The organism is Virgisporangium aurantiacum (assembly GCF_016863635.1).
GTDB lineage: Bacteria > Actinomycetota > Actinomycetes > Mycobacteriales > Micromonosporaceae > Virgisporangium > Virgisporangium aurantiacum.
In genome coordinates, this window is the sequence record NZ_BOPG01000023.1 from 60,389 (window position 1) to 84,386 (window position 23,998).

Genomic DNA, 23,998 nt, shown 5'->3' on the forward strand with positions numbered 1-23,998 from the left:
TCCTCCAGGGTTATCGGGTGGATTCGCGGTTGAACAGCTTCTTCGACCAGAGGTAGCCGCCGACGGTGATGCCGGCGCACCAGCCGACGGCGATGACGGCGCTGCTGCCGATCGGCGTGCCCATCAGGAGTCCGCGGATCGTCTCGATGAGCGGCGTGAACGGCTGGTACTCGGCGAACCAGCGCAGCGCGGTGGGCATCGAGTCGGTCGGTACGAACCCGCTGCCGAGGAACGGAAGCAGGATCAGCGGCATGCCGACGTTGCTCGACGCCTCGACGGTCTTGCTGGCCAGGCCGAGCGCCACCGACAGCCAGATGAACGCGAAGGACATCATCAGCAGCACGCCGACGAGCAGGAGCCAGTCGCCGAGACTCGCCGTCGGCCGGAAGCCGATGAGCAGTGCGACGCCGATGATCGCCGCGATGCTGAGCATCGTCTGGATGAGGCTGCCGAGGACGTGTCCGGTGAGGACGGACACGCGGGCGATGGCCATGGTGCGGAACCGGTCGACGATGCCCTCGGTCATGTCCATGGCGACCGAGATCGTGGTGCCCTGCACCGCCGACGCGATCGTCATCAGGATGATCGCGGGGGTGACGTAGTTGACGTACTCGGCCCGCCCGCCGGACGGTCCGCCGATCCCGGCGCCGAGCGTGCCGCCGAAGACGTAGACGAACAGCAGCAGGAAGACGATCGGCATGCCGATGAGCAGCACCGTCATCGACGGGTAGCGCAGCATGCGCTTGAGGTTGCGGCGCAGCATCGTCGCCGAGTCGATCAGTGCGTAGGTCATCGGGTGGCCACCTTCGGTTTGCCGGCGAGGGCGTTGCTGGAAAGGGCGTTGCCGGTCAGAGCGAGGAAGACGTCGTCGAGGTCAGGGGTGTGGACGCTCAGCGAGTCGACCGCGATCGCGTTCTCGTCGAGCCGGTCGATGAGCGACTTCAGCGCGCGGACGCTGCCGTCGTGCGCGACCCGCAACGCGAGCGCCTCGCTGTCACGGGAGATCCCGCCCACGGTGCGAGCGGCCGCTTCGAGGTCGCCGAGGGCGGCGAACCGCAACAGGACGTGACCGCCGGGGATGCGGCGCTTGAGCTCGTCGGCGGTGCCCTCGGCGACGATGCGGCCGTGGTCCAGCACCGCGATCCGGTCGGCGAGCTCGTCGGCCTCCTCCAGGTACTGCGTGGTGAGGAAGATGGTGACGCCGCCCGCGACCAGGTCGCGCACGATCTGCCACATGCCGCGGCGGCTGCGCGGGTCCAACCCGGTGGTCGGCTCGTCGAGGAAGATCACCTCGGGGGTGCCGACGAGCGTCATCGCGAGGTCGAGCCGCCGGCGCATGCCACCGGAGTAGGTCGAGACCGGCTTCGTGGCGGCGTCCGCCAGGTCGAACTGGTCGAGCAGTTCGGCGGCCCGGCGCCGGCCCGCCGCCCGGCCCAGGTGGTGCAGGTCGGCCATCAGGACCAGGTTCTCCCGGCCGGTCAGCAGGTTGTCGACCGCGGAGAACTGGCCGGTGACGCCGATCGCGGCCCGCACCGCGTCGGGCTCGGTGGCCAGGTCGTGGCCCGCGATCCGCGCGCTGCCCGCGTCGGCGCGGATCAGCGTCGACAGGATCTTGACCGTGGTGGTCTTGCCGGCGCCGTTCGCGCCGAGCAGCGAGAAGACGGTGCCGCCGGGGACTGTCAGGTCGATGCCGTCGAGCACGACGTGGTCGCCGAACGACCGGCGCAGCCCGGTCACGGTGATGGTCATGGGGGGGTTCCTCTCCGAAAGGTCAGGAACGGCGGACGGTGATGTCGCCGAAGGACGTCTGCGCGCGGACCTCGACGGTCCCCTCGGACTTCTCCGGTCCCGTGCCGATGTCGGTGAGCGCGTTGGTCACCCGCCCGTGGCCGGTCTTCAGGTCGAGCCACGCGGCGGTGCCGGTGGCGACACCGACCTCCAGGTCGCCGGTCGCGGTGGTCAGCGTGACCGCGTCGCGCGCGACCTCGCCGACGCGGATGGATCCGTTGGAGGTCTTGGCTTCCACGCCGGCGCCGGCCCGCTCGACGGAGATGTCGCCGTTCGCCGTGCGCGCCCGCAGTTGGCCCGTGACGGTGCCGACCTCGATGACGCCGTTGGAGTTCTTGATGACCGCGGTGCCGTCGATCTGGCCGATGCGGATGCGGCCGCTGCCCGTGGTCGCGTCCACGTTGCCGGCGACCGTACCGACCGTGATGTGGCCGGTGGTGTCGAGCCGGACGGGCCCGGTCCGGTCGATCCGGAAGTGCCCGACGGACGTCTTGAACCGGCACTCCCCCAGCCCGCCGGTGCTGTCGACGTCGCCGACCGCCGTGTCGGTGCGCACGGCCGAGCCGGCGGGGAGTTCGACGAGCACGGCGACCGACCGCTTCTTCCGCGAGAAGTCGAACGCGCGGCTCTTCGGCCCGCGCACGGTGAGCTCGCCGTTGGCGTACTCGACGCGGGTCTGCTCCGCGGCCTTCACGTCGGACTCGTCGGACGCGTCGCTGGGGCGCACCTCGACCACGGTGTCGGTGCGGTCGGTCGCGACGATCCGCACGTTGCCGACGGAGAGGTCGATGGTGACGGAGATCGGTTCCGGGGTGTCGAAAATAGGCATGGTTGTCCCCTCGAAGTGGGTCGGAAGCGCGTCTCCGCAGGTGGGAGACGTGAAGGTGTTAGCGGGCCCAGCCGGTGAAGTGCTGGGCGCCGGGCTTGGTGTGCCGGTCGGGATCGCGTCCGGGGGCGGGGTTGGTGGACCGCAGCGCGGTCGACGCGGCCCGCACCAGCCACGCGTTGACCGACCGGCCCTCCCTGCCGGCCGCTTCCTCGACCGCGGCCTTGAGCTGTTCCGGCAGCCGCACGTTGATGCGCGCCGTGGCGCCGTCGTCGAAGGTCGTCGCCGGATCGTCGGCCGGCTCGGGGACGTCCTCCCGCGGCTGCTCCACCTGCGGGACCGCCACGAGGAACTCCGGGTCACGGCCGCGCAGGCGGACCTGGACCGAGCCGGGCGCCAGGTCCCGGGTGATCTCGTCGGCGGCGGCCGACAGCGCTTCGAGCAGCGCGAGCCGGATCGCCGACTCCATCGAGACGGTCAGCCGCTCGACGACCGCGGTGCCGTCGTCACCACCGGTCTCCACGGCCGTGAGCAGCTCACGTCCGAGAGAGGCCACAAACGGGGTCAAGTCCATGGCACCAATATGGCACACCGTGGTGCCACACACAAGCCACCTTGGCTCAGAGTGGCACCACGATGGCGCCGGCTTGGCACCGGCGCTGTCGCGCGTCATTCTAAAGATTCCTTTCTAAAGATCTCTTTAGAATGCTAGCCTCCCCGCATGGCGGAGGAATTGAAGGCGACCGTCGTCAGCGACCCCGAGCGGGTCCGGGCGCTCGCCCACCCGATCCGGCTGGCCCTGCTCGACCTGCTCGAACACGGCCAGGAGCGCACGGCCACGCAGTGCGCCGAGGCGATCGGCGAGAGCGTGGCCAGCTGCTCGTTCCACCTGCGCATCCTCGCCAAGTACGGCTTCATCGAGGCGGGCGAGCGGCGCGGCCGGGAGAAACCGTGGCGGGCGGTCAACCGGCGCCGCACGGCCACGCCGGACTTCGACGACCCGGCCTCGGTGCGGGCGGTCGGCGCGCTCGCCGAGCTGACCCTGCTGCGGGAGACCGAGCGGATCGCCGCGTTCCTGGCCAACATCCACCGGCTGCCGCCGGAGCTCCGCGACTCGGTGGGCCTGCTCAAGTCGGCGTTCTGGGCGACGCCGGCGGAGCTGGCCCAGTTGTCCCACGACCTGCAGGAGATCACCAGCCGGTTCACCGACCGGTGGGAGCGGCCCGACCTGCGTCCCGACGGAGCCCGGCTGGCGATCCTGTTCGCCGCGCTCAACCCCGAGCTGGACCCGGAACCGTGAGGGCGGCACTGCGGGCGCCGGGCTTCCGCCGGCTGGTGCTGGTGTGGACGCTCATCAACTTCGCCGACAGCCTCCTGTTCCTCACGATCGCCATCTGGGTCAAGGACCTCACCGATTCCGACAGCGCCGCCGGCCTGGTGCTCGCGTGCCTCGCCGCGCCGGCCCTGCTGGCGCCGTTCACCGGCCATCTCGCCGACCGGATGTCGCGCCGGCGCCTGGTGACGATCGCCGGCCTCGTCGCGGCGGTGGTCGTCCTCGCGTTGCTGGTGACCGACCGGCTCTGGGTGATCTACTCGGTGACGCTCGTCTACGCGACGATCGGGTACCTGCTCGCCGCGGCGCAGTCCGGGCTCGTCCGCGACCTGCTTCCCGACGAGCACCTGGCGCCGGCCAACGGCCTGCTGACCACGATCGACCAGGGGCTGCGGCTGCTCACGCCGTTGGTGGGGGCGGGCCTGTACACGTCGATCGGGATCGGGCCGGTCGTCGCCACGACGGCGGTGCTGTTCGCGGTCGCGGCCGTCGGCATGACCACCGTCCGCCTCACCGAGACGCCACCCGCGCCCGACGATCGCAGCGTCACCGCCGGGTTCCGGCACCTGTTCGGCACGCCGGGCCTGGCCGGGATGACGGTGGCGCTCGCCGCGGCGGTCGGCGCCACCGGCCTCACCAACACGACGAACTTCGCCGCCATCGAGGTCGGCCTCGGCAAGGGGCCGGAGCTGCTCGGCGTGCTGGCCAGCCTGCAGGGCGTCGGCGCCGTGGTGGGCGGGCTGACCGCGGGCCTGCTGGTCGCCCGGTTCGGCGAGCTGGCGACGGCCGCCCTCGGGCTGACGCTGCTCGGGCTGGGCGCCGCGACGACGATCGGCACGAGTCTCGCGCTGATCTGTGTCGGGCTGGTCGCGGCCGGTGTCGGGGTGTCGTGGACGGTCGTCGCGTTCGTGACGCTGCGGCAGCGGCTGACCCCACCGACGCTGCAGGGGCGTGTGTCGGCGGCGTCGAACATGGCCATCAACGTGCCGCAGCTGACGGCGACGCTCGCGGCGGCGGCGCTCATCCTCGTCGTCGATTATCGTCTCATGATCGGATTCACCGTCCTGGTGATCCTGGCCGCGGCGACGTCCGTCGCGGTGCAGCGGGTCGACGAGGAGGTACCGGCGTGATCGCCGACATCGCGTACGCGGAACCGGTGGGCCGGGCCCATCTGCTCGACCTGTACGTGCCCGCGGGCACCGGCCTGCCGTTGATCATCTGGACCGGCGGGTCGGCGTGGCTGGCCGACAACGGCAAGGACAGCGCCGGCCCGATCGCCGAGGTCTTCAACCCGTTGGGCTACGCGGTCGCCGGCGTCAGCATCCGGTCGAGCACGCAGGCGACGTTCCCGGCGCAACTCGACGACATCCGGGCCGCGATCCGGTTCCTGCGCGCCAACGCCGGCACGTACGGCGTCGACCCCGACCGGATCGCCGTCATGGGCGACTCGTCGGGCGGCTGGACCACCGTCATGGCGGCGCTCACCGACGATGCGGTACGCGTCGCGGTCGCGTTCTACCCACCGACGGACTTCCGGCGCATGGACGAGCAGATGCTGCCCGGCGCGTGCGCGGCCTTCAACGAGATGATGGGCCTCACCGACTGCCACGACGACCCGCTGTCGCCGGAGTCCCGCCTCGTCGGCGGCCCGATCCAAACCAGCCCCGTTGCGGAGAAGGCAAGCCCGCTCACCTACGTGGGTGCGACGAGCCCGCCGATCATGCTGCTGCACGGCGGCCAGGATCCGCTCGTCCCGCACGGGCAGAGCGTGCTGCTGCACGAGGCGTTGACGGCCGCGGGCGCCACGGCGGCGTTCTACTCGGTGCCGGCGGCCGGCCACAGCCTGACGGAGGTGCTCGATCCGTCCACACAGGACGGTACGACGCTGCGCGTCTTCGAAGCCGGCCGGGAGCGCGTCGAACACACCCCGCCGACGTGGGCGGCGATCGAGGCGTTCATCCGCCGCGCTTTTCAGCATTGAGTAGATGCGCGCCGGGGCCGCGCGCCGCCAGCGAGTCGTCCGGGTTGACCAGCTGGCACTCGTCGAACGACAGGCAGCCGCAGCCGATGCAGGTGGTGAACCGGTCGCGCATGCGTTCGAGCTTGGCGATGCGGGCGTTGATCTCCTCGGCCCAGCACTGCGACGCCCGTTGCCAGAACTCCTTCGTCGGCGGCGCACCCTCGGGCAGGAAGCCGAGCACCTCGCGGATGAGCGCGAGCGGGATGCCGACGCTCTGCGACGCGCGCACGAACGCGATGCGCCGCAACGTGGTGCGGTCGTAGCGGCGCTGGTTCCCGGTGGTGCGCCGGCTGTGGATGAGCCCTTCACGCTCGTAGAAACGCAGTGCTGACGCGGGGACGCCACTGCGCGCGGACAGTTCCCCGATGGTGAGGTCGGCCACGCGTCCGAGCCTACGCTTGACTTCAACCTTTGTTTAAGTTTGAGGCTGGGGTCATGAGAATCCTCGTCACCGGAGCCACCGGCAACATCGGCCGTCACGTCGTCACCGGCCTGCGCGAGCGGGGCCACGACGTCCGCGCGATGACGCGCAATCCGTCTCAGGACGGCGACGTCGCCGGCGACTTCACCGACCCCGACTCGGTCGGGAAGGCCGCCGACGGCGCCGACGCCGTCTTCCTGCTCTGGCCGTTCCTGACCGCCGACGGCGCCGACGCCGTCGCCTCGGCCATCGGACGGCTGCCCGTGGTCTACGTGTCGGCGATGAGCGCGCCGCAGGGCGGTGTGTGGGGCGCGGTCGAGGACGCGGTGCGCCGCAGCGGCTCCCCGTACACGTTCCTGCGCCCCGGCGGCTTCGCCACCAACACATTGGAGTGGGCACCGGCGATCCGCGCCGGCGACCCGGTGTGCATGCCGTTCCCGCGGGCCGCCCGCTCACTGATCCATGAACGCGACATCGCCGACGTCGCCGTCCACGTCCTCCTCGGTTCCGGGCATCACGGCAAGGAATACGTACTCACCGGACCGTCCGTGGTCACGATGGCCGATCAGGTAAAAATCATCGGTGACGCCGTGGGCAGCCGCCCGGAGGTGGTGGAGCAACCGCTCGACGAGGCTCGTGCCGCGATGGCACAGTGGGCCGGCGAGTCCTTCACCGACAACGCGATGCGGTACTGGGCCGGCCTCGTCGACGAGCCCGAGCCCGTGACGAACACGGTCGCGGAGCTGCTCGGCCGGCCCGCCCGCACGTTCGTCCAATGGGCCACCGACCACACCGACGACTTCCGCCCTTCGTCAGGCGGCGAGTGACCGCTTCACCTGGCGCGTCGCGTCGTCGACGAGAACCTCCTCGGCACCGGCGGCCAACGCGTCGATCACCTGGGTCACCACCGCGTCCGGCGCGGTCTTGGGTGCGGTGACGGTCGCCGCCATGTCGGTGTCGAGGTACCCGGAGTGGACGGCGACCACGAGCGTTCCCTGCTCGGTCAGGGCCAGCCGCAGCGAGTTGGTCAGCGACCAGGCCGCCGCCTTCGACGCCGCGTAGGCGGCGAACCGCGGGAACGTGGTCCAGGAGGCGATGGACAGGACGTTGACGACGGCGCCACCGCCGTTGGCCGCCAGCACCGGCGCGAACGCCCGGGCGAGGGAGAACGGGCCCACCGTGTTGGTCTCGAAGTCCTGTCGCAGCGCGGTCTCGGCGTCGGGGGTGAGAGCGTCGGCGGCGTGGAAGACACCGGCGTTGTTCACCAGCAGGGTGACGTCGGTGAGGCGCGCCGCCGCGGCCGCGACCTGTTCCGGGTCGGTGATGTCGAGCCGCACCGGGACGATGCCGGAATGCTCGGGCTCGAACGGACCACGGGCGGCGCCGTACACGGTCTTGGCGCCGGCGGCGAGCAGGCCGCGGGCGAAGGCGGCGCCCAGGCCGCGGTTCGCACCGGTGACGAGGGCGACGGATCCGGTGACGTCCATGGGGTGTGCCTCCTGTGAGTTGGACTTTCCTACTTACTGGTTCGGACGCTAGCATTGGTCAGTTGGAGAACACAACTGACCGGGTGGGAGACGGAGTGTGAGATGAGCGACGACAACGGGATGTCCGTGCTCGCGGACCTGCCGCCGGCACCGCGTCCGTGCCCGATCGCGGCGGCGCTCGGCGTGATCGGCGAACGCTGGTCGCTGCTGGCGATCCGGGAACTCGGCTACGGGGTGCACACCTTCGACCGCATCGCGCGGTTCACCGGCGCCTCCCGCGACATCCTCACCGACCGGCTCCGCAAACTGGAGGCCGCGGGCGTCGTCGAACGCCGGCGGTACAACGAGCACCCGCCGCGGTTCGAGTACCACCTCACGGAGGCCGGCCGGGACCTGTTCCCGGTGCTGCTGTCGCTGCGCGAGTGGGGCGAGCGCTGGGCGCTCGACGAGCCGTCCGCCAGCTTCGGGCACGACTGCGGTCACCCGTTGGCCGTCGACGTGGTGTGCCGGCACTGCGCCGCCCCCGTCACCCCGGAAAGCCTCCGCGTCTCGGTGGGCCGGGATCGTTGACTTTGCAACCATTCTGCAAGGGTGCTGAGGACGCTGGTGTCGTGGGTGCGGTTGGCGCGTCCACGACCAGGGCGGAGGCAGATCATGGCAGACCAGAACGGGGCTGGGCGGAACGGAACGACGCGCCGCGCTGTACTCGGTGGGGCGGCGGCGGTCGCGGCGGCCGGGCTCAGCGGCGGGGCGGCGGCCCTGGCAGGCGGCGCGGCGGCGGCCGACGTCGATCCGCTGCCCATTCCGGGGCGGATCGCGAACCCCAAGCACCTCAACCAGCGCGTGTACTCGGGCCTGTTCTTCGGCGGGCCGCCGAAGCCGTTCACCCGGGACAACCTCTACACCCGGAGCCCTCTCGACGCCGATCGGCTGGACTGGTCGGACGAGGGTGACATCGCATTCGCCGTCGCGCAGGTGACGAAGCCGGGGCTGAACGTCATCAAGTTGTCGTACTGGGGGCACGAGGGTGGGCCGCAGGAGACCGACGAGTCGGCGCCCGCCCTGCTGTTCTCGAAGAACCGGTGGCCGGGTGAGGCGGGGCCGCCGACCTACACCGAGGCGGAGCAGATCGCCAAGGCGCGGCAGCTGTTCCAGGCGGCGGAGAAGGCCAATCTTCTTGTCACGCCGATGATCGAGGTGTCGGTTCTCTCGAACCCGTTCTTCGCCTACTTCCCCGACGACCTCACCCAGCTGGTGAAGCGGGCCGGGTGGCTGCTGCGCAACTTCGGCGACTCGCCGGCGTTCCTGCGGATGTTCGACCGTACCGGCCGGCCCCGGCGGGTGATCAGCCTCATCGAGACCATCCACGGCAGCCCCATCGACCCGGTGCGGTTCGCCGCCGGCTTCGACCGGGCCTCGGACCTGCTCCAGGCGGAACTGGGCTACCCGGTGGGGTTCACGATCGACCCGTCCCCGAATCCGCCCTACGGGGTCCACCACGGCCCGGAACCGGCGGCCATCCGCCAGACGCGCAGCGTGGTGGCGGTCAACCCGTTCAACATCACGTCACAGGGACCGTTCGACACCGAGCCGGAGCGGCCGGAGACCGACAAGGAGCGGCTCCGGTACGCCCGCAACATCCTCACGAAATGGGTGTCGTCGGGCGTCCCGCTGATCGCGAACATGATCCCGGGCTACGACGCCCACATCGTCTTCCGGGACGTGCCGCACCTGGAAATCTACGGCTACAGCCCGGAATGGCTGGCCGCCCAGCGCGATCTGGCGGTCGAGTTCGGCACCGGCGGCGTCTCGGTCGACTACTGGAACGGCTACAGCGAAGGGTCCGCGATCCCACCGACCGAGGAGGACGGCGACCGGCACCTCCGGTGGCTGGCCGAGACGGTCAAGCTCCACCGCGCGCGGTGGACATAGCGACGTGCGGCGGCCCGGCCGGTTCCGGGTCGCCTCCCGCCGGCCGGGCCGGCCACCAGAAGCGGTCGCCGAGCACGAGCGCGATCGCCGGGACGACGACCGTGCGCACCAGCAGGGTGTCGAGCAGCACGCCGATGCCGACGATCACGCCGATCTGGGTGAGCACGATCACCGGCAGCACGCCGAGGACGGCGAACACGGCGGCCAGCAGCACACCGGCCGAGGTGATGACGGCGCCGGTCGCGGCCAGCCCGCGGACCATGCCGGCGCGGGTGTCGCCGGTGTCGCGGGTCTCCTCGCGGGCCCGGGTGACGAGGAAGATGTTGTAGTCGACGCCGAGCGCCACGAGGAACAGGAAGCTCAGCAGCGGCGCGGTGGCGTCGAGCGCCGGGAAGTCGAAGACGGTCGTCAGGAGCAGCGTGGCCGCGCCGAGGCTGGCGGCATAGGTGGCCACCACCGTCAGCAGGATCAGCACCGGCGCCACCACCGAGCGCAGCAGCGCGATCAGCACCATCAGCACCACGGCCAGGATCAGGGGCGCGATGAGCCGGGTGTCGCGCAGCGTCGCCTCGCGCTTGTCCAGGTCGGCGGCCGGCGCGCCGCCGACCAGGGCACCGTCTCCCAGGGCCGCGCGCAGGTCGCGCACGGCCCGGTCGGCGGCCGGCGTACCGGTGGCCGCCGACAGTTCGACGGGGATCTTCGCGAGCCGCCCGTCGGTCGAGCGCTCGACGCGACCGGCGGCTGCCACCCCGTCCACCCGCTTTGCCGCGGCCGCAACGGAATCTGCGGCCGCGGCGTCCGCGATCACCGTGACCGGCTGCGAAGCCCCGGCCGGGAAATGCCGGCCGAGCGCCTCCTGCCCATCCACCGACTCGACCTCGGTGCGGAACTGCTCGGTCTGCGCCAGCCCGATGTCGGTGCGGACCAGCCCGGCCGACAGCGCGCCGAGCGCGACGATCGCCAGTGCCAGCACGGCGACGGGACGGCGCGCGACGCCCCGGCCGACGGCCGCCCACAGGCCGGCGCGTTCGCCGTCACCGGCCTTCGGTACCAACGGCCAGAAGATCCCGCGCGGCATGCACACCAGCGCGGCCGGCAGCACGACGAGCCCGAACAGCAGCGCCACGGCCACGCCGATCGCGGCGCTGATGCCGAGCGTGCGGTTCGAGGTGAGGACCGCGAAGAGCAGCGTCAGCAGCGCGAGGATCACGGTCCCCGCGCTGGCCACCACGGCCGGTCCGATGCCGCGCAGCGCGTCCACCATTGCTTTTCGGCGGTCGGGCGTGCGGTGCAGTTCCTCCCGGTAGCGGGAGATGAGCAGCAGCGCGTAGTCCGTGCCGGCGCCGAAGACGAGCACCGACACGATGCCGCTCACCGAGGCGTCGGTGCGCTCGCCGAGCAGCCGCGCCACCCACGGCAGGAGCCGCGCGACGGCCTGGTCGCCGGCGCCGATCACCAGCAGGGGAACGATCCAGAGCAGCGGGCTGCGGTAGGTGACGATCAGCAGCAGGGCGACGACGATGACGGTCGCGAGGAGCAGGTTGAGGTCGGCGCCGTCGAATGCGGCGGCGATGTCGCGGCCGAACGCGGGGCCGCCGGTCACCCACGTCGACAGGCCGTCGGGCAGGTCGGCGTCGCGCACGGTGGCGCGCAGCGCGTCCACTCTGGCGTTCTGCTCGTCGCCGGCCTCGATCTCGATGATCAGGAGCACGGCGCGGCCGTCGGGCGCGGGGATCGGCTTGGTGGCAGTGCTCAGCTTCTCGACGGCCGCCTTGTCGGCGTCGGTGAGGGGGCCGTCGGCGCGTTCGACCACGATGAGAACCGGGGCCGCGCGTCCGCTCGGGAAGCGGTCCAGGAGGTCGGTGACCCGGGTCGACTGCGCGTCGGCGGGAAGGCCGTCGGTCGGTTCGGCGTCCGGTTGCTCCGGCGAGGTGACGATCGTGAGGACGGTCAACGCGAGCGCGGCGACGAGCACCGCGATGGCGCCGGCCCGACTCGTTATCCTGGCTGCCCAGCCGTGACGCATCGGAACCCCAATGTTTCGATGATTGAACATTTCGACAACCGAAGGATATGTTGCCCGTGGTGGCACAGCAACCGGAGGGCCGCGCCGCGATCATGAAGGAGCTGATCGCGGCGCTCCAGGAGTTCACCGTGGAGAGCGACGTCTTCGTCGACGTGTTCGCCCGCGCGCACGGCCTCGGCCGCAGCGACATGAACGCGATCATGTGGATCAGCTCGGGCGCCGCCGCCGGTCGTCCCGTCACGGCCGGTGAACTGGCCGCCCGTCTGGGGCTCGGCGCGCCGGCCACCACCGCGCTCGTCGACCGGCTGGAGACGGCCGGCCACGTGCGCCGCACCCGCGACCCCGGCGACCGCCGGCGCGTGACGATCACCATGGAGCCCCGCGCGCTGACGCTGGCCCGGGACTACTTCGTGCCGCTGGGCAGCCTGATGTCCGACGCGGTGGCCGATGCGAGCGACAGCGACCTGTCGCGGGCGGCGGCCGTGGTGCGGCAGCTCATCTCGGCGATCACCGCGGCCCGTCTGTCGTCATGAGCCCTCTTTCATGAGCCCAGGTATCGCAGCACCGCGAGCACCCGGCGGTGGTCGGCGTCGGACGGCGGCAGGCCGAGCTTGGCGAAGATGCCGCTGACGTACTTCTCGACCGACGCCGGACTCACCACGAGCGCCGCCGCGATCGCCGAGTTCGACCGTCCCTCGGCCATCAGTCGCAGCACCTGCTGCTCGCGCGCGGTGAGCGTCTCCAGGGCGAAGACCCGCCGGCTCGCGCCGAGGATCTGGGTGACGACCTCCGGGTCGAGCACCGTGGCTCCGCCCGCCACCCGGACGAGCGCGTCGAGGAACTCGCCCACGTCGGCCACCCGGTCCTTGAGCAGGTAACCGATGCCGTCGCAGCGCCCGGACAGCAACTGGGTGGCGTAGCGGGTCTCGATGTACTGGGAGAGCACGAGCAGCGCCACGTCCGGGCTCTTTTTGCGGAGCGTGAGCGCCGCCCGCAGCCCGTCGTCGGTGTGGGTCGGCGGCATCCGCACGTCGACGACGGCGATGTCGGGCCGGTGCTCGGCGACGGCGGCGAGAAGCGCGTCGGCGTCGGCCACCGCGGCGACCGCCTCGTGCCCGTGCCGTTCCAGCAGGTGCACGAGGCCGTCGCGCAGCAGCGCCGAGTCCTCCGCGACGACGACCCGCATCAGGTCTGCACCGGCAGTTCCATGGTCACCACCGTAGGGCCGCCGGGCGGGCTGACGAGCTCCAGGCGGCCGTCGACGGTGCCGGCCCGCTGCGTCAGCCCGGCCAGGCCGCCGCCCGGCGCGGCCCGGGCGCCGCCGATGCCGTCGTCGCGCACGGTGAGTCGCAGCCAGCCGGGCCGCGTCTGCTGTATCGAGAGGACCGCGCGCCGCGCCCCGCTGTGCTTGGCGACGTTGGCCAGCAGTTCGGCCGCGGTGTAGTAGGCGATGGTCTCGATCGCGGGCGACGGCCGGTCGGGCAGGTCGAAATTCAACGACACGGGGACGGTGCTGCGCGCGGACAGCGTCTGCAACGCGGGCCGCAGTCCGGTGTCGAGCGCCGGCGGATGGATGCCGCGGACCAGGTCCCGCAGCTCGGCGAGGGCCTGCTTGGCGCCCTGGTGGGCGGTGTCGACCAGCCGTAGCGCGGCGTCCGCGTCGCCTTCGACCAGTTCGTCGCGCGCCATGCCCAGCGCCAGCGCCAGCGCGACGAGTTGGGTCTGCGCGCCGTCGTGGAGATCGCGCTCGATCCTGCGTAGGTCCTTTGCCGAGTCGTCCATGGCCTGGGTCCGGGTCTGGCGCAGGCGGCTGGCGCGGGTCGGCCGGAGCAGGGCGCGGGCCAGCAGCCGGTCGGGCAGGATGAGCGCGCGGGCGACCCAGGGTGCGGCCGCCAGCATCAGCAGGCCGGCTACGCCCGCGCTTGTGACGTACAGCCATTCGGGCATGGTCCAGTCGTCGATCGTGAGGGTCACCAGGTGGGCGCCGTTCTCGTCGGTGGTGGACGGGAAGACGGTGAACCGGCTCCAGATCGGGTACAGCGCGGCGACCAGCCCTTCGAAGCAGAGGAACGCCGTCACCACGGTGGCCAACAATGCGGACGGGAGCCGCAGCACCAGGTACGCCAGTGCCCGCCAGCCGGGCGCGTCGGTGAGCGCGGCCAGGAATCCCTTCTTCGGCCGGGGCGGAGCCTCGATGCGGTCACCGAGCAGCACGCGCACGAGCCATCGGTGGGCGGCGGCCGGTCCGCGGGCCGCCCGTACGCCGACGGCGAGCCAGGGCAGGCCGATCAGGGTCAGCGACGCGACCAGGCCGGGCAGGAGCACCAGCAGCGCGAACGCGAGGCCCAGCAGGGCGAGCGGGCCGCCGGTCAGCGCGTAGAGCAGCCTCTTGGATGTCGCTTTGAGGTCCCACGCCACGGTTCCAGCGTGCCGGACGGGCTGTCGGGTCGGCACCCGGCTGGCCCTTCCGGTTTTCCGTAATCCGGGCGAAGGCTTGCCCGATGTTCCGCGCGGCGGTGGGCCGCGAGGCTCGTATCCATGATCTCGTTGGTCGACACCGTGGCCGCCCGGGCGGTCGGCATCAGCAAGACGTACGGGCACGGGCCCGGCGCTGTCACGGCGCTCGACCGGGTCTCGGTCGAGTTCGTGCGCGGCCGCTTCACGGCGATCATGGGTCCGTCGGGCTCGGGCAAGTCGACGCTGCTGCACTGCCTGGCCGGGCTCGACTCGGTCGACGAGGGCGCGGTCGAGATCGCCGGCACCGACCTCACCGGCCTCGACGATCGGCGGCTCACCCGGCCGCGGCGGGACCGGATCGGCTTCATCTTCCAGTCGTTCAACCTGCTGCCCACGCTGTCCGCGGCCGACAACATCCGGCTGCCGCTCGCGCTGGCCGGGCGCCGGCCCGACCGGGCCTGGTTCGAGCGGCTGGTCGACGCGGTCGGGCTGCGCGACCGGCTCGCGCACCGGCCGGCCGAGCTGTCCGGCGGCCAGCAGCAGCGGGTCGCCGCCGCCCGCGCGCTGGCCGCCCAGCCGGAGATCGTCTTCGCCGACGAGCCCACCGGCAACCTCGACTCGGCGGCCCGCGGCGACCTGCTCGGCTTCCTGCGTCACTGCGTCGACTCCCTGGGTCAGACGATCGTGATGGTCACGCACGACCCGGTGGCGGCGGCGTACGCCGATCGGGCGCTGTTCCTCGCCGACGGCCGGATCGCCGACGTGCTCGACGCGCCCACCGCGGAGCGCGTGCTCGACCGGATGAAGAGCCTTGCGGAGGTCGACTGACATGCTGCGCTACACGCTGGCGAGCGTCCTGGCGCACAAGGGGCGCCTGCTGCTCACCGCCGTCGCGATCGTGCTCGGTGTCGGCCTCGTGGCCGGCACGTTCGTCCTGATCGACACGTGGCGGGCGGCCGCCGACGAGGCCGCGCACCGCCCGCCGCGCGGCGTCGACGTCGTGGTCGGCGCCGCCCAGCACGGCGAGGAAGCGGTACCCGTCCCGTTCCGCGGGCCGGTGCCGGCCGCGCTGGTCGACCGGCTCGCCCGGGTCGACGGGGTCGCCGCCACCACCGGCGTGGTCCTCGGGCGGGCCCAGGTGCTCGGCCGCGACGGCCACCCGGTCGCCGGTCGCGAACCGGTCGCCCGCACGGTCGACCCGTCGTTCGCGGGCAGCCTGCGCGCCGGGCGGGTGCCGGGCGGTCCCGCGGAGGTGGTCATCGACCCGGCCACGGCCGCCGCCCTGAACCTCCGGGTCGGCAACCGGGTGCGGGTGGTCGTCGCGGGCCGCGCCCCGGAGTCCGTCACGGTGGTGGGGCTGCTCGGCGCGCCGGAGCTGGCCGGTGCGGCGTTCGTCGGCCTGCACCCGGGTGCCGCCCGGTACCTGCTCCCCCGCGCCGATCAGGTCAGCTTCGTCGAGGTGCGGGCGGCGTCCGGCGTGTCCCAGCGCGAGCTGCGTGACCGCATCGCGGCGGCGCTCGGCGGTCAGTACGCGGCGAGCACCGGCGCCGACCTCGACGCCGAGCTGGCCCGTGCGGCCGAACCACCGTCGCTGTTCGCCCGGCTCTTCCTCATCGCGAGCCTGGTCGCGTTGTTCATCGGCACGTTCCTGATCCGGAACACCTACACGATCGTGCTCGCGTCGCGCGCCCGCGAGCTGGCGCTTTTGCGCTGCATCGGCGCGGATCGCCGGCAGCTGCGCCGCGCGGTGCTGCTGGAGGCGGCGGTCGTCGGCGCGGTCGCGTCGCTCGGTGGGCTGGTGCTGGGCGTGGCGCTCGGCTGGGGCGTCGCGTCGTTGCTGGAGGCGGGCGGCGCCATCGAGGTCGACGTCACCGGTCGCACGCCGCACGTCCTCCCCCGCACGGTCGCCGTCGCGCTCGCCGCCGGAATCGTCACCGCGCTCGTGTCGGCCTGGCGCCCGGCCCGCCGGGCGACCCTGGTCCCGCCGGTCGCGGCGCTGCGCGGCGACGTGTTCGCGCTCGACCGCCGGGCCGGCCGGTTCCGCACGTGGTCCGGCGGGCTGTTGCTGCTGGCCGGCATCGGCCTCGTGCTGGCCGGCGGGCTCGCCGATCCGGCCGTCGACGCCATGGTGTCGGCCGGTGCGGCGCTGTCGGGCGTCGGCGTGCTGGTGCTCGGGCCCGTGCTCGCGCTGCCCGTCGCGCGGCTGGTGGGTGCCGCCGTCCGGCGCGGTCGCGGTGTTCCCGGGCGGTTCGCCGCCGACAACGCCGTACGCAGCCCCCGGCGCGCGGCGGCCACCACCCTGCCACTGGTGATCGGGCTCGCGCTGATCGGCTTCGTCACCACGCTGGCGGCCGGCAGCCGGGCGTCGACCGTCGGCGGTTTCGACCGCGCCCTGCGAGCCGATTACCAGATCCAGGCGTTCGACCCCGACGTCGCGATGACCCCCGACGTGCCACGGCGGCTGGCCGCCCTCCCCGAGCTGGCCGCCGTGGCCGCATTTCAGGCAGCCGACGCCGAGCTGGCGATGGAGACGACCACCGGGCCGACCACCGCGGCCGGCCCCGCCACGGTCGAGCTGGCGGCGGTCGATCCGGCGCACCTTGGCTCCGTCCTGGCGCTGCCCGTCACCGGCGGTGCGCTGTCCGACCTCGCCGACGGCGGCATCGCGCTGCGGCGCACCGTCGCGCGGGAGCGGGGAGCCACGATCGGCTCGACCGTGCGCCTGCGCACCGGCGTCGACGACCCGGGCCAGACGTTCACCGTCCGGGCCATCTACGACACCTCCGGCCTCGGCGGCTACTCGATCGCGCACCTTCCGATCTACGACAGCCTGATCACTCCGTCCGACTACGAACGGCTGGTCGGCGATCCGGCCGTCACCCGGGTCTACGCGACCGTGCGCGCCGGCGTGGCCCCGGCCGCCGCCCGGGCCGCCATCGCGCGGGCACTCGCCGACCAGCCGACCGTGGAAATCTCCGACCGCGACCACCTCCGACGACGCGCCGCCGCCGAGCTCGCGCCCGCGCTGCGCGTGTACTACACGCTGTTCGGGCTGATGATCCTGATCGCGCTGTTCGGCATCGTGAACACGCTCGCGCTGTCGGTGCTGGAACGGGTCCGCGAGCTGGGGTTGCTGCGGGTGCTCGGAATGCAACGCCGGCAGGTGCGCACGATGCTGCGCTGGGAAGCCGCCATCATGGCCGCCACCGGTGCCGTGGTCGGGCTCGCCCTCGGCACGCTCGTGGGGTGGGCCGCTACCCGGGCCCTCGACCTGTCCGCGACGCACGTGCCGATCGGCCCGCTCGCGGCCTGCGCCGGTGCCGCGGTGCTCGCCGCCATGCTCACCGCCGGCCCGCCGGCCCGCCGCGCCGCACGCGTAGACGTCCTACGCGCCCTGGCCGCCGACTAGCACTGCGTATCTTGCCGAGTTTGTTTGCGCGTTCCGGATCTTGGACTGCGCGAGGTGCCATAACCCCTGCAGGAGTCCAAGATCCGCGTATCGCGGCCTCGTGCGAACGGCTTCGCGTCACGTCGAGCGACCGCGAGCGTGTCGGAAGTCCGAGATCGGCGCGTGCTGATGGCAGGAAATGCAATGTCTGCGGCATTGCTGCCACCGCCGCCGGTGGACACGATGAGTCCATGCAGCGGCGGGTCGTGTTCGTGGTCTTCGACGGGTTTCAGTTGCTCGACCTCGCCGGGCCCGCCGATGTGTTCGCCGCCGCCACGTTGGTGGCGCGGGCGGACGGGTACGGGATCGAGGTCACCGCGTCGCGGGCGGGGGCGGTCACCGCGAACACCGGTATCACCGTGGCGGCGCCCACGGCGATCGGGGATGTCACCGGCGAGATCGACACGCTCGTCGTGGTCGGGGGGTTGTCGGTGGCGGGGCATCTGCCCGATCCGGTGTTGACCGGGCAGATCGCCCGGCTGTCGGGGTTGGCGCGGCGGACGGCGTCGGTGTGCAACGGTGCGTTGCTGCTCGCCGAGGCGGGGTTGCTGGCCGGGCGGCGGGCCACCACGCACTGGTTGGCGGCGGCCGACCTGGCCCGGTATCCGCAGGTGGCCGTCGATGCCGATCGGATCTACCAGCGGGACGGGGACGTGTGGACGTCGGCCGGGGTCACCGCGGGGATCGACCTGGCGTTGGCGCTCGTCGCCGATGACCATGGAGGGCGGCTCGCGCGGGACGTCGCGCGTGGTCTCGTGGTGTACCTGCACCGGCCGGGCGGGCAGAGCCAGTTCAGCGCCGCCATGCGCGCCCGCGGGACGGCGCCGGACGAGTCGATGCGGGAACTGCTCGCCTACATCGACAGCAGCCCGGGCGACGATCTCAGCGTGCCGGCGTTGGCCCGCCGGGCCGGCCTGAGCGAGCGTCACTTCGCCCGGGTCTTCGCCGAGCGGACCGGACTGCCGCCCGGCCGCTACGTCGAACGCAGCCGCGCCGAGGCGGCCCGCCGGCTGCTCGAAACCACCGACCACCCGCTCGACCGGATCGCCCGGGAAACCGGCATCGGCGCGCCGGAGACGCTGTTCCGCGTGTTCCGGCGGCTGTGGCGGGTCGCTCCCGGCGAGTACCGCCGCAGGTTCGCAACCCACTGAGGAGACAGCCATGCACGTCGCCATTCCGCTGTACCCGCGGTTCACGGCCCTCGACGCGGTCGGGCCCTACACCGTGCTCGCGTTCGCGCCCGGATGGACGGTCACGTTCGTCGCGGGTGAGGCGCAACCGGTCACCGACGACGTCGGCAGCCTGACGCTGCAGGCCACCGCCGCGTACGGCGACGTCGAACGGCCCGACGTGATTCTCGTGCCGGGCGGGCCGGGCACGGCCGAGGCCATGGGTGACCGGGCGCTGCTCGACTGGATCGCCGCCGCGCACGCGCACGCGCGGTGGACCACGTCGGTGTGCAGCGGCTCGTTCGTGCTCGGCGCCGCCGGTCTGCTCAGCGGGCGGCGGGCGACCACGCACTGGGGGTGGCTCGATCGGCTCGCGGCGGTCGGTGCCGTGCCGGTCAGCGAGCGGATCGTCCGGGACGGCTCCATCGTCACCGCGGCCGGCGTGTCGGCCGGGATCGACATGGCGCTGACGCTGCTCGGCGAGGCCGCCGACGACGAGACCGCGCGGGCGGTGCAGCTCGCGATCGAGTACGACCCGCAGCCGCCCTACGACATCTGCTCGCCGACGCAAGAACTCGCCGACACCGCGCTGAGCCTGATCAGGTAGCCAGGAGCCTCGACAGCTGATCCGGCGTGAGGGCCGGCACCGGCACGGGGTGGGCGGCGTCGGCGCGCAGCCCGTCGAGGAAGAACGCGAGACAGCGCCGCCAGGCGTCGGGGGCGACGTCGACCGACTCGCGGATCACCTGTCCCATCGCCCAGACGAGCGTCGCGAAGTCGGCGGTCTCGAAGTCGGCACGCAACTGGCCGCTGTCGCGCGCCCGCGCGATCAGCCGGTCGAGATGACCGAAGCAGCGGTGACAGGCCTCGATCAGGCCGGGCGAGAGCGGGACGCGTTGAGCCAGCGCGTCGTTGAGACCGCGGTCCTCGGCGTGCAGGGCGAAGAGCGCCTCGGTGAACATGACGAACCCGCTCCACGGGTCGGCGTCGGCGAGGGCGGCCGCCGCGCGTTCGTCCAATATGGACATTCGCGCCGGGAAGATCGCGTCGAACAGGCTCTCCCGGGTGGGGAAGTGGTTGTAGAGGGTGCCGATGCTCACCCCGGCGCGCCGGGCGATCTCCTCCAGCGAGGCGTCGAGACCGCGCTCGGCGAACACCTCGGTGGCGGCGGCCAGGAGGCGGTCGCGGTTGCGTGCGGCGTCGGCCCGCATCGGCCTTGTTCCCATGGTCACCATTCTACGAAGTTGAGGCGTCCCTCAGGTTGATGCTACGGTTCCAGCGAATCTGAGGGCTGCCTCAACTTTGGAGGATCCATGGGAACAGTGCTCGTCGTCGGCGTCGGGCCCGGGCTGGGCATGTCCATCGCGCACCGGTTCGGGCGGGAGGGTCACAGGGTCGCGCTGGTCTCGCGCACCGACACCCGCCACGCCGGATACGTCGACGCGCTCGCAAACGCCGGAATCGAGGCGGAGGCGTTCGTCGCCGACGTCCGCGACCGCGAGCAGATGGCGTCCGTCCTCACCAAGGTCGACGCGCCGGAGATCGTCTACTACGGGCCCGCCGCGCTCGACGACGCCTCGGGCCACCCGACGCCGATCCTGCAGGCCGACGCCGAATCGGTCCGGGCGGCCATGACCTGGGTCTACGCCGCCGTCGACCTCGCCGGCCTGGTGCTTCCCGCGATGCTCGACCGCGGCCGCGGCGGGTTGCTGTTCGCCGGCGGCCTCAGCTCCGTGGTTCCGATGCCGGCGCTCGGCAACCTCGCGCTGTCGTCGGCCGCGCTGCGGAACTACGCGGTGACGCTCAACGCGGCGCTCGCCGAACACGGCGTCTACGCCGGCACCCTCACCATCGGCGGCCTCATCGAACGCGGCGACATCCACCGGTTCGTCACCGCGCAGCCCGACCTGTTCGGCGCGGCGAAGGGGCACACGCTCGACCCGGACGACCTCGCCGACACCGCGTGGGACCTCTACACGAAGCGGGACCGGGCCGAGGTGGTGTTCAACGCGCTGGTCGCCGACACCACGACGTGACGACGGGCACCACTTCGCTAGTGTGCGTGCGGAGTCGGGGGAGGTCGGGTGGAGCGGTACGTCGTCCGGGAGTCGGCCGGTTGGGTGGGCGGCGCACTCGTGCTGGCCGGAGTGGTGGCGGTGCCGGTGGCGCTGGCCGCGATGACGTCGCAGCCGCTCTACGCGCTCGGCGTGGTGCCCGCGGGACTCGCGGGGTGGTTCGCGCTGCGGCCGATGTTCGAGCGCGGGTCGACCCTCCTGGACGCCGACGGGTTGACGCTGTCGAGCGGTGGGTTCGCCCGTCATCCGGTGCGGGTGCCGTGGGGTGAGGTCACGCACGTCTGGATCGGCGCGCTCGTACCGGCCGTCCCGGTCCGCCACGCCGTCGTTCACACCGCCGCATCCGACCGCGCCCTCGCCGGACCCCCGCTGAACATGCGCCGACCCGGCGCGCCGTTCATGTTCAAGGTCCCGGACGACGACGGGTTCCGCGCGGCGGTGGCCGGGTTCGGCGGCGGACGGGTCGACGTGGACGACCGGGCACCCGAGGAGCCTGCGGTCACCGGTGCCACCGAAGCCGTGCCGCACCAACAACTCCGGGCGCCGCTGCGGTGGCGGCTGGTGCCGGTGGCCTTGCTGGCGCTGGCGGTCGTGCTCGCGGTGGTCGCCGGGTGGGCGTTGCTGTCCTCGGTGGCTCTGCTGGCGCTGGTCGCTCTGCTGCTGGCGCGGGCGACGGCGAAGCGGTTCCTCGGCCGGACGGTGCTCGACGACAGCGGGATCCGGACCGGTGCGCTCCACGTGACGTGGGCCGACGTCGAGGCGGTGCACGTCGTGCACGCGGGACCCGGTTCGGTCGCCCGGCTCGTCCACGTGCGACCGGCGGGCAACGTGGTCCTGCGCGGCGCGGCATTCGGCACCGGACCCGCGGCGCTGCGGGCCGCCTGCCGCGGGCGGGCCCGGTTCCACGAACACGAAGTCGACGGCACGCTCGCGACCCTCGCCCTGGGGACGACGCTCGTCGCGCTCGCGGCCGGCGCGCTGCTCACCGCCGTCGACATCCCGTAGACGCGGCGGGTCAAGCGTTCGGCGGCCCGGTGGTGAAGTGGAACGTGGCGCCGACGCCGACCTCGCCCTCGGCCCAGATTCTGCCGCCGTGGCGGTCGATGACGCGGAACACCGTCGACAGGCCGATTCCGGTGCCGGGGAAATCGTGGTCCTCGTGCAGGCGCCCGTACGGGCGGAACAGGTTCTCGGCGTGGTCCATCGCGAAACCGGCGCCGTTGTCGCGCACGTAGAACGCACCGTCGAGGTCGGCACCGATGTCGATCCTCGGCGCGGCCGTGCGGTGGGTGTACTTCCACGCGTTGCCGATCAGATTTTCCAGGACCACGCGGACCAGGTCGGCGTCGGCGTCGGCGCGCAGGCCGTCGGTGATGGTGACGTCGATGTCGCGGTCGGGTTCGCGCAACCGCATCGCGTACACCGTCGCCCGGGCGGCGGCGGTGACGTCGACGGGTACGCGGGTGATGGCGGCCCGGCCGGCGCGCGACAGTTCCAGCAACGACCGGATCAGGTCGCCCATCCGGCCGGCGGCGGCGTGGATGCTGTGCAGGTAGGTCTGTGCGGTGTCGTCCAGGACGTCGCCGTAGTCCTCCAGCAGCGCCCGGCTGAACCCGTCGATGATGTTGAGCGGGTTGCGCAGGTCGTGCGAGACCGAGTAGCTGAACGCCTCCAGTTCGCTGTTCTTCCACTCCAGTTCGGTGATCAGCTCGGCCCGGGCCCGGGCCAGTTCGGTGGCGGCGCGGGCCTCGGCGTCCTTCAGTTCCTGCTGCAACCGGTCCTCGCGGGCCCGCCGGTTCTCGTCCTGGAAGTGCTTGCGCCGCAACTGCGCGCGGACCCGGGCCCGCAGCACATCGAACCGGTCGGACTTGACGACGTAGTCGTCGGCGCCGTCGCCGAGACCGGCGCGCACGGACGCGGCGTCGTCGCTGATCCCGAGCACGATGAGCGGGATGTCGCGCACGGCCGGCGCGGCCTTGATGAGCCGGCAGGTGTCGGCGCCGCTGAGGCCGGGCAGGCGCGGGTCGAGCAGGATGCAGTCGACGGACTGGGTGGCGAGCAGTTCGACGGCCTCCTCGCCGGTGCGGGCGCTGGCCACCTCGCACCCGTCCTCGCGCAGGCAGGCGGTGAGTTCGTCGAGGTATGTGGGGTGGGCGTCGACGGCGAGGATCCGCTTCGGCGCGTGCAGGCTGGGGTGCCGGGTGTGGCCGTCGCCGGTGGTCTGCCGCAGGATCGCGGCGACCTTGGCCAGCAGGACGCCGGTGTCCTCGGACTTGCGGACGAACGCGTCGGCGCCCGCGTCGAGCACGTCGAGTTCGAGGAGGTGGTCGGTGGATCCGGTGAGCAGGATGCAGGGGACGTCGCGCAGCGCGGGGTCCAGGCGCACCCGGCGGATCACGGTGGCGCCGTCGATGCCGGGCAGCGTGCCGTCGACGATCATGACGCCCGGTCGACGCACGCCGGCCATCCGCAACCCGTCCTCGCCGCTGGCGGCGGTCCGCACGGTGTAGCCGTCGACCTCCAGTTTCCGGCGCAGTTCGGCCCGCAGGGTGCGGCTGTCGTCGATGAGCAGCACCGAGGACGACTCGTCGCCGCCCGGGTCACCGAGCAGTTCCCGTGCCCGGGCGACGACGTATCCGGAGTCGTAGGGCTTGCCCACGTACTCGTCGGCGCCGGTGCGCAGGCCGCGGATGCGGTCCTTCACCTCCGCCTCGCTCGACAGCATCAGCACCGGCGTGGCGCCGTAGCGGACGTCGGCGCGGATCTCGCGCAGGAGTTCGACGCCGTCGCCGTCGGGCAGGTGGACGTCGAGAATGATCGCGTCCGGGCCCTCGCCGTCCGGGCCCTCGTGGTCGAGGATCTTGCGGGCGTCGGCGACCGTGGCGCACGGCACCGGTTCGAGGCCGCCGGCCTCGAACGCCTCGGCCAGGTCCATCCGGACCGTGAGGCTGTCGTCGACGATGAGCACCCTCACGGCCGCACCTCGCTTCGCGCGGTGCGGCCATGCCGCCGATCC

At 72.5% G+C, this 23,998-nt stretch carries 24 protein-coding genes; 13 read left to right on the forward strand and 11 right to left on the reverse strand.

Going from position 1 to position 23,998, the window contains the following annotated elements; genetic code table 11:
- Positions 1–10 precede the first annotated feature (10 nt).
- Genes Vau01_RS17495 through Vau01_RS17510 form a run of 4 tightly spaced genes read right to left on the reverse strand, consistent with a single transcriptional unit; the run spans position 11 to position 3,188 of the window.
- Positions 11–793 (reverse strand): ABC transporter permease, encoded by a 783-nt coding sequence (locus Vau01_RS17495; protein ID WP_203993608.1) that lies wholly within the window; start codon positions 791–793, stop codon positions 11–13.
- Positions 790–1,749, reverse strand: coding sequence for an ATP-binding cassette domain-containing protein (locus Vau01_RS17500; protein WP_203993621.1), 960 nt, complete (start codon positions 1,747–1,749; stop codon positions 790–792). The genes Vau01_RS17495 and Vau01_RS17500 overlap by 4 nt, the downstream gene beginning before the upstream one ends.
- Positions 1,750–1,771: 22 nt before the next feature.
- Complete coding sequence (locus tag Vau01_RS17505; RefSeq protein WP_203993624.1) at positions 1,772–2,617, reverse strand: DUF4097 family beta strand repeat-containing protein; 846 nt, start codon at positions 2,615–2,617, stop codon at positions 1,772–1,774.
- A 58-nt stretch (positions 2,618–2,675) separates the two neighbouring features.
- Positions 2,676–3,188, reverse strand: a complete 513-nt coding sequence (locus tag Vau01_RS17510; RefSeq protein WP_203993627.1) for a ribbon-helix-helix protein, CopG family — start codon at positions 3,186–3,188, stop codon at positions 2,676–2,678.
- 147 nt (positions 3,189–3,335) lie between these two features.
- Between Vau01_RS17510 and Vau01_RS17515 the strand changes: the two genes are divergently transcribed.
- The 3 genes from Vau01_RS17515 to Vau01_RS17525 are packed head-to-tail and all read left to right on the forward strand — an operon-like array spanning position 3,336 to position 5,928.
- A complete protein-coding gene (locus tag Vau01_RS17515) occupies positions 3,336–3,914 on the forward strand; it encodes an ArsR/SmtB family transcription factor (protein WP_203993630.1) in 579 nt (192 codons plus the stop codon).
- Positions 3,911–5,077 (forward strand): MFS transporter, encoded by a 1,167-nt coding sequence (locus Vau01_RS17520; RefSeq protein ID WP_203993633.1) that lies wholly within the window; start codon positions 3,911–3,913, stop codon positions 5,075–5,077. The genes Vau01_RS17515 and Vau01_RS17520 overlap by 4 nt, the downstream gene beginning before the upstream one ends.
- On the forward strand, positions 5,074–5,928 hold the full coding sequence (locus Vau01_RS17525; protein WP_203993636.1) for an alpha/beta hydrolase: 855 nt from the start codon (positions 5,074–5,076) through the stop codon (positions 5,926–5,928). The genes Vau01_RS17520 and Vau01_RS17525 overlap by 4 nt, the downstream gene beginning before the upstream one ends.
- On the opposite strand, the gene soxR is transcribed toward Vau01_RS17525, so the two are convergent.
- Positions 5,903–6,349 (reverse strand): redox-sensitive transcriptional activator SoxR, encoded by a 447-nt coding sequence (soxR, locus tag Vau01_RS17530; protein WP_203993639.1) that lies wholly within the window; start codon positions 6,347–6,349, stop codon positions 5,903–5,905. The two genes, Vau01_RS17525 and soxR, sit on opposite strands and share 26 nt — an antisense overlap.
- 53 nt (positions 6,350–6,402) lie before the next feature.
- Between soxR and Vau01_RS17535 the strand changes: the two genes are divergently transcribed.
- The gene (locus Vau01_RS17535) at positions 6,403–7,215 is read left to right on the forward strand and encodes an SDR family oxidoreductase (RefSeq protein ID WP_203993642.1); all 813 of its coding nucleotides are present in this window, start codon (positions 6,403–6,405) and stop codon (positions 7,213–7,215) included.
- Here Vau01_RS17535 and Vau01_RS17540 read toward each other — a convergent pair.
- On the reverse strand, positions 7,201–7,875 hold the full coding sequence (locus Vau01_RS17540) for an SDR family oxidoreductase (protein ID WP_203993644.1): 675 nt from the start codon (positions 7,873–7,875) through the stop codon (positions 7,201–7,203). The genes Vau01_RS17535 and Vau01_RS17540 overlap by 15 nt on opposite strands.
- 102 nt (positions 7,876–7,977) lie before the next feature.
- On the opposite strand from Vau01_RS17540, the gene Vau01_RS17545 reads away from it, so the two are divergent.
- Both Vau01_RS17545 and Vau01_RS17550 read left to right on the forward strand, forming a co-directional pair.
- The gene (locus Vau01_RS17545; protein ID WP_239151665.1) at positions 7,978–8,445 is read left to right on the forward strand and encodes a winged helix-turn-helix transcriptional regulator; all 468 of its coding nucleotides are present in this window, start codon (positions 7,978–7,980) and stop codon (positions 8,443–8,445) included.
- Positions 8,446–8,529: 84 nt separating this feature from the next.
- Complete coding sequence (locus Vau01_RS17550; RefSeq protein WP_203993646.1) at positions 8,530–9,807, forward strand: hypothetical protein; 1,278 nt, start codon at positions 8,530–8,532, stop codon at positions 9,805–9,807.
- On the opposite strand, the gene Vau01_RS17555 is transcribed toward Vau01_RS17550, so the two are convergent.
- Positions 9,779–11,833, reverse strand: a complete 2,055-nt coding sequence (locus Vau01_RS17555; protein ID WP_203993648.1) for an MMPL family transporter — start codon at positions 11,831–11,833, stop codon at positions 9,779–9,781. The genes Vau01_RS17550 and Vau01_RS17555 overlap by 29 nt on opposite strands.
- A gap of 59 nt (positions 11,834–11,892) precedes the next feature.
- On the opposite strand from Vau01_RS17555, the gene Vau01_RS17560 reads away from it, so the two are divergent.
- On the forward strand, positions 11,893–12,366 hold the full coding sequence (locus Vau01_RS17560) for a MarR family winged helix-turn-helix transcriptional regulator (RefSeq protein ID WP_239151666.1): 474 nt from the start codon (positions 11,893–11,895) through the stop codon (positions 12,364–12,366).
- Positions 12,367–12,374: 8 nt separating this feature from the next.
- Here the strand turns inward: Vau01_RS17560 and Vau01_RS17565 are convergent, their stop codons facing one another.
- Positions 12,375–13,019 (reverse strand): response regulator transcription factor, encoded by a 645-nt coding sequence (locus tag Vau01_RS17565; protein WP_203993653.1) that lies wholly within the window; start codon positions 13,017–13,019, stop codon positions 12,375–12,377.
- The gene (locus Vau01_RS17570; RefSeq protein ID WP_203993654.1) at positions 13,019–14,251 is read right to left on the reverse strand and encodes a sensor histidine kinase; all 1,233 of its coding nucleotides are present in this window, start codon (positions 14,249–14,251) and stop codon (positions 13,019–13,021) included. Before Vau01_RS17570 ends, Vau01_RS17565 begins: the two co-directional genes overlap by 1 nt.
- A 120-nt stretch (positions 14,252–14,371) precedes the next feature.
- Between Vau01_RS17570 and Vau01_RS17575 the strand changes: the two genes are divergently transcribed.
- The 4 genes from Vau01_RS17575 (at position 14,372) to Vau01_RS17590 (ending at position 19,514) form a co-directional block, all read left to right on the forward strand.
- Positions 14,372–15,118, forward strand: coding sequence for an ABC transporter ATP-binding protein (locus Vau01_RS17575; RefSeq protein ID WP_203993656.1), 747 nt, complete (start codon positions 14,372–14,374; stop codon positions 15,116–15,118).
- 1 nt (position 15,119) lies between these two features.
- Positions 15,120–17,699 carry an ABC transporter permease gene (locus Vau01_RS17580; protein ID WP_203993658.1) on the forward strand — a complete coding sequence of 860 codons (2,580 nt, stop codon included), beginning with the start codon at positions 15,120–15,122 and terminating at the stop codon, positions 17,697–17,699.
- A gap of 230 nt (positions 17,700–17,929) precedes the next feature.
- A complete protein-coding gene (locus Vau01_RS17585; protein ID WP_239151667.1) occupies positions 17,930–18,889 on the forward strand; it encodes a GlxA family transcriptional regulator in 960 nt (319 codons plus the stop codon).
- 10 nt (positions 18,890–18,899) lie between these two features.
- Positions 18,900–19,514, forward strand: a complete 615-nt coding sequence (locus Vau01_RS17590; protein WP_203993660.1) for a DJ-1/PfpI family protein — start codon at positions 18,900–18,902, stop codon at positions 19,512–19,514.
- Here Vau01_RS17590 and Vau01_RS17595 read toward each other — a convergent pair.
- Positions 19,507–20,133, reverse strand: coding sequence for a TetR/AcrR family transcriptional regulator (locus Vau01_RS17595; RefSeq protein ID WP_203993662.1), 627 nt, complete (start codon positions 20,131–20,133; stop codon positions 19,507–19,509). The genes Vau01_RS17590 and Vau01_RS17595 overlap by 8 nt on opposite strands.
- 87 nt (positions 20,134–20,220) lie before the next feature.
- On the opposite strand from Vau01_RS17595, the gene Vau01_RS17600 reads away from it, so the two are divergent.
- Positions 20,221–20,943: an SDR family NAD(P)-dependent oxidoreductase gene (locus tag Vau01_RS17600; protein ID WP_203993664.1), complete on the forward strand. Its 723-nt coding sequence runs from the start codon at positions 20,221–20,223 to the stop codon at positions 20,941–20,943.
- Between the two features lie 48 nt (positions 20,944–20,991).
- Entirely contained in the window at positions 20,992–21,987 is a 996-nt protein-coding gene (locus tag Vau01_RS17605) for a hypothetical protein (RefSeq protein WP_203993666.1), read from the forward strand.
- Positions 21,988–21,997: 10 nt separating this feature from the next.
- On the opposite strand, the gene Vau01_RS17610 is transcribed toward Vau01_RS17605, so the two are convergent.
- Complete coding sequence (locus Vau01_RS17610) at positions 21,998–23,956, reverse strand: response regulator (protein WP_239151668.1); 1,959 nt, start codon at positions 23,954–23,956, stop codon at positions 21,998–22,000.
- Positions 23,957–23,998: the final 42 nt, after the last annotated feature.